This is a genomic window from Intestinimonas timonensis, from assembly GCF_900626145.1.
GTDB lineage: Bacteria > Bacillota > Clostridia > Oscillospirales > Oscillospiraceae > Intestinimonas > Intestinimonas aquisgranensis.
In genome coordinates, this window is record NZ_LR130822.1 from 1 (window position 1) to 3,058 (window position 3,058).

The 3,058-nt window shown below is 49.8% G+C and carries 4 protein-coding genes; all 4 read left to right on the plus strand.

The genetic code is table 11. The features are described from left to right. The first annotated feature begins 586 nt into the window (after positions 1–586). On the plus strand, positions 587–1,009 hold the full coding sequence (locus E0E29_RS16905) for an RNA polymerase sigma factor (RefSeq protein WP_004064265.1): 423 nt from the start codon (positions 587–589) through the stop codon (positions 1,007–1,009). A 441-nt stretch (positions 1,010–1,450) separates the two neighbouring features. Beyond that, positions 1,451–1,720: a hypothetical protein gene (locus E0E29_RS16910; RefSeq protein ID WP_130850930.1), complete on the plus strand. Its 270-nt coding sequence runs from the start codon at positions 1,451–1,453 to the stop codon at positions 1,718–1,720. A gap of 133 nt (positions 1,721–1,853) precedes the next feature. Then, positions 1,854–2,030, plus strand: a complete 177-nt coding sequence (locus E0E29_RS18365; protein ID WP_165449963.1) for a hypothetical protein — start codon at positions 1,854–1,856, stop codon at positions 2,028–2,030. 89 nt (positions 2,031–2,119) lie between these two features. Beyond that, positions 2,120–3,058 (plus strand): recombinase family protein (locus tag E0E29_RS16915; RefSeq protein ID WP_130850931.1); only part of this gene is annotated, 939 nt, incomplete at its 3' end.

Below are 3,058 nucleotides of genomic sequence, written 5' to 3' on the forward strand. Positions count from 1 at the left end.
CAACGCGCCTGACATGAGCCAGACGGATGAAGCCTGGGCCGAATCTTTCCTCCCGGTGAACGCACCCCAGGAATGCAGAAGTCCTAAATCATAATAGAACTGCAGGCCGCCATCTCAATGCACAGGCACTGAGATGGCGGCCTTTTTATGCGCAGGGAGATTTGACGGTTACAAAAAAGCCGTCGTACAGCAGCCCTTTGACACGCTTGTTTACCCTGCGGCGGCTTTTTAGAGCCGCCGCTTCTTTTTGCAAAATTCAACAACGACTCTATATTTTGTAAACACACACGGCGGCATTAGGAGGATGCCGCCATGCCAGTTTTACTTTTTCATAGTCCTCATAGCCTGCACCAGCTAAAAAAAGCATAGCCCCGCCTCCGGGTTATTCCGGCTATGTATGCGAAATCTGTTGGAACCTTAACTATTATGTCATTTCATGCGCTCGAGTGGCCTTGTGCCGCCCGGGCGTTTTTGCGTTCTTATGGGGCGGCTTCGGGTCATGTTGGCCCGAAGCCATTCCCCGGTGTCGCTCCCCGCCATCTTCGTTTCGGTCACTCGTCAACCAACAACCGAAACGGAGGTCAATATGGCTATTATCAATTTGCGGGACTATTACCCATTCTATACATCGGATTGCTTCATGGAAGTATCGGAAGAAGTTGCAGAAATGTTCAAAGAGTTTGATCGTAAAGAGGCTGCCTACCGGCTGCGTACATACCGCCACAAAGCCTACTATTCCCTTGATCGGGATGACGGGCTGGAACATGAAGCTGTCTTTGTTGCCTTATCTCCCCATGAACTGTATGAGCGGAAAGTGACCATGCAGGAGCTTCACGCAGCGATTTCCAGTCTGCCGGACAAACAGGCAAAACGGATTTATGCTCATTTCATTCTCGGCATGACCAAACAGGACATTGCCCGGGCAGAGGGCGTCCATGAAAAAGTGGTTCGTGTCGCAATCGAGCGAGGTCTGCGGCGCTTAGAAAAAATTTTGAAAAATTCTTTGTAAGGCGTACCGATTTAGGCCGGAAAATGAAATGGCTTATGAGAGGCAAAACACTTCGGGTCACAATGGCCCGAGGTTCAGACAAGCCTCATGCAGATTGAAAATCGAATAAAAAGACACCCGGATACGAAGGGGAACGCGCTGTGTGACAGACCCGCCATGACCTCGGATTTCAAAGAATACAGTCTTTGTAAAACTGAGCGAGCGAACAGGTCCATGCCATAGGTGGGGCAAGGCTGGCTCCACCGGAACAGGCGCAGAACCCGGATACTTGCGTTTAGTCACAGTCCGAGCGTTGAAGCGGTCTTGCAAGCCGTGAGCCGTCGCAGGCAATGAGAACGCCTTGCCATCAGAATGGGGAGAGTTGAAATACTATGGGGCATGAAGCCTATGCCCGTCCGGTGTGTCTGAAATGAAGTGAAAACCTATGGGGAGCCCCCGGCAATGCTGTCTGATGATAGGCCAACCGATCCGGCGTGGCTCCCCATCTTTTCAAAAAAGGAGCACTTTATGGGAAATGCGTTTGGAATGATCCCCGGCTTGGAACCGGACGAATGGAGCAATGACGCCTGCCGTGGTTATGTCATTATGGCAATGGAGAACTGCGGATTTTCAAAGAAGGATATACGGCGTGTTGTGGGGCAGCTTTATGAAGTATTCGACCTCAACAGCGTAGATGATGCCAAAGAAAAGTACCTTTCCAGTCCTTACTGACCTCGGGCCACATTGACCCGAAGTGGAGAAAGCTCAAAGGGCGGCACCTGCTGGGTGCCGTCTTTTGACATTTCCCCACGGGACAAGTGGGAAAGACTGGCATATACACGCACTTTCGCAAAGGAGGTTTTCAATGACGCAAGCTGTCACTTATGAACGAGAAACAAAGTCTGTCGCATTTCAAGGGAAGATCATTGTGCTGGAAAGCCTCACGCCGGTACTTCCCCTGAAGGAGAAAGAACAGCGCAAAAAAGAAATTGAGCGTTGTCTTTACGAGGTGTTCAGCAAATATGGAGACAGATTTCCCTAATCATTCGCAACATTGTTGTCCGGGGCTGCTGATGGTATAATATAGTTGTAAGGTTGGTAGCTCCATTCCAACAAGGAAAGGAGCCCAATATGGAATTTATCAGAGAAGATTGTATTTACGCAAGACAGTCAGTAGACCGCAAGGACAGTATCAGCATTGAAAGTCAGATCGACTTTTGCAAGTATGAATTGAAAGGTGGGAGCTGCCGGGTATTCAAGGACAAAGGCTATTCCGGTAAGAACACGGACAGGCCGGAGTTTCAAAAGCTGCTGGGCGAGATCCGCAAGGGAAAAGTCCGGCGGGTCATCGTATACAAGCTGGACCGTATAAGCCGCTCTATTCTGGACTTTGCAACGATGATGGAGCTGTTTCAAGAGTACGATGTGGAGTTTGTATCCTCCACGGAAAAGTTTGATACTTCGACCCCGATGGGCCGGGCCATGCTGAATATCTGCATTGTATTCGCCCAGCTTGAACGTGAGACAATTCAGAAGCGTGTCACAGACGCCTACTATTCACGGTGCCTGAAAGGCTTTCACATGAGCGGACAGGCACCATACGGTTATCAGTTAGAGCCTACTGTGGTAGAGGGTATCCGCACAAAGAAAATGGTTGCCGATCCCGTAGCCGCCGACCATGTTCGGCTGATGTTTCAAATGTACGCTGAACCGGAAACCTCCTTCGGAGATATTACCCGATACTTCGAGGAACAAGGTATCAAGATTTACGAGAAGTCAATGGTTCGGAGTTTTCTTTCCCAGCTTTTGCGAAACCCCATTTATGCACAGGCCGACTTGGAACTGTACGAATTTTTCAAGAGTCAGGGTGCAGCGATTGTCAATGACGCTTCTGACTTTGCCGGAACAAACGGCTGCTATCTCTATCAGGGGCGGGATGTTAAGGAGGACAAGGACAGGTGCCTAAAAGACCAGATACTTGTTATCGCTCCCCATGAAGCATTGATCCCCTCGGACACATGGCTGAAATGCCGGAAAAAGCTCATGGCAAATACCACCTTCCAGCAGGGG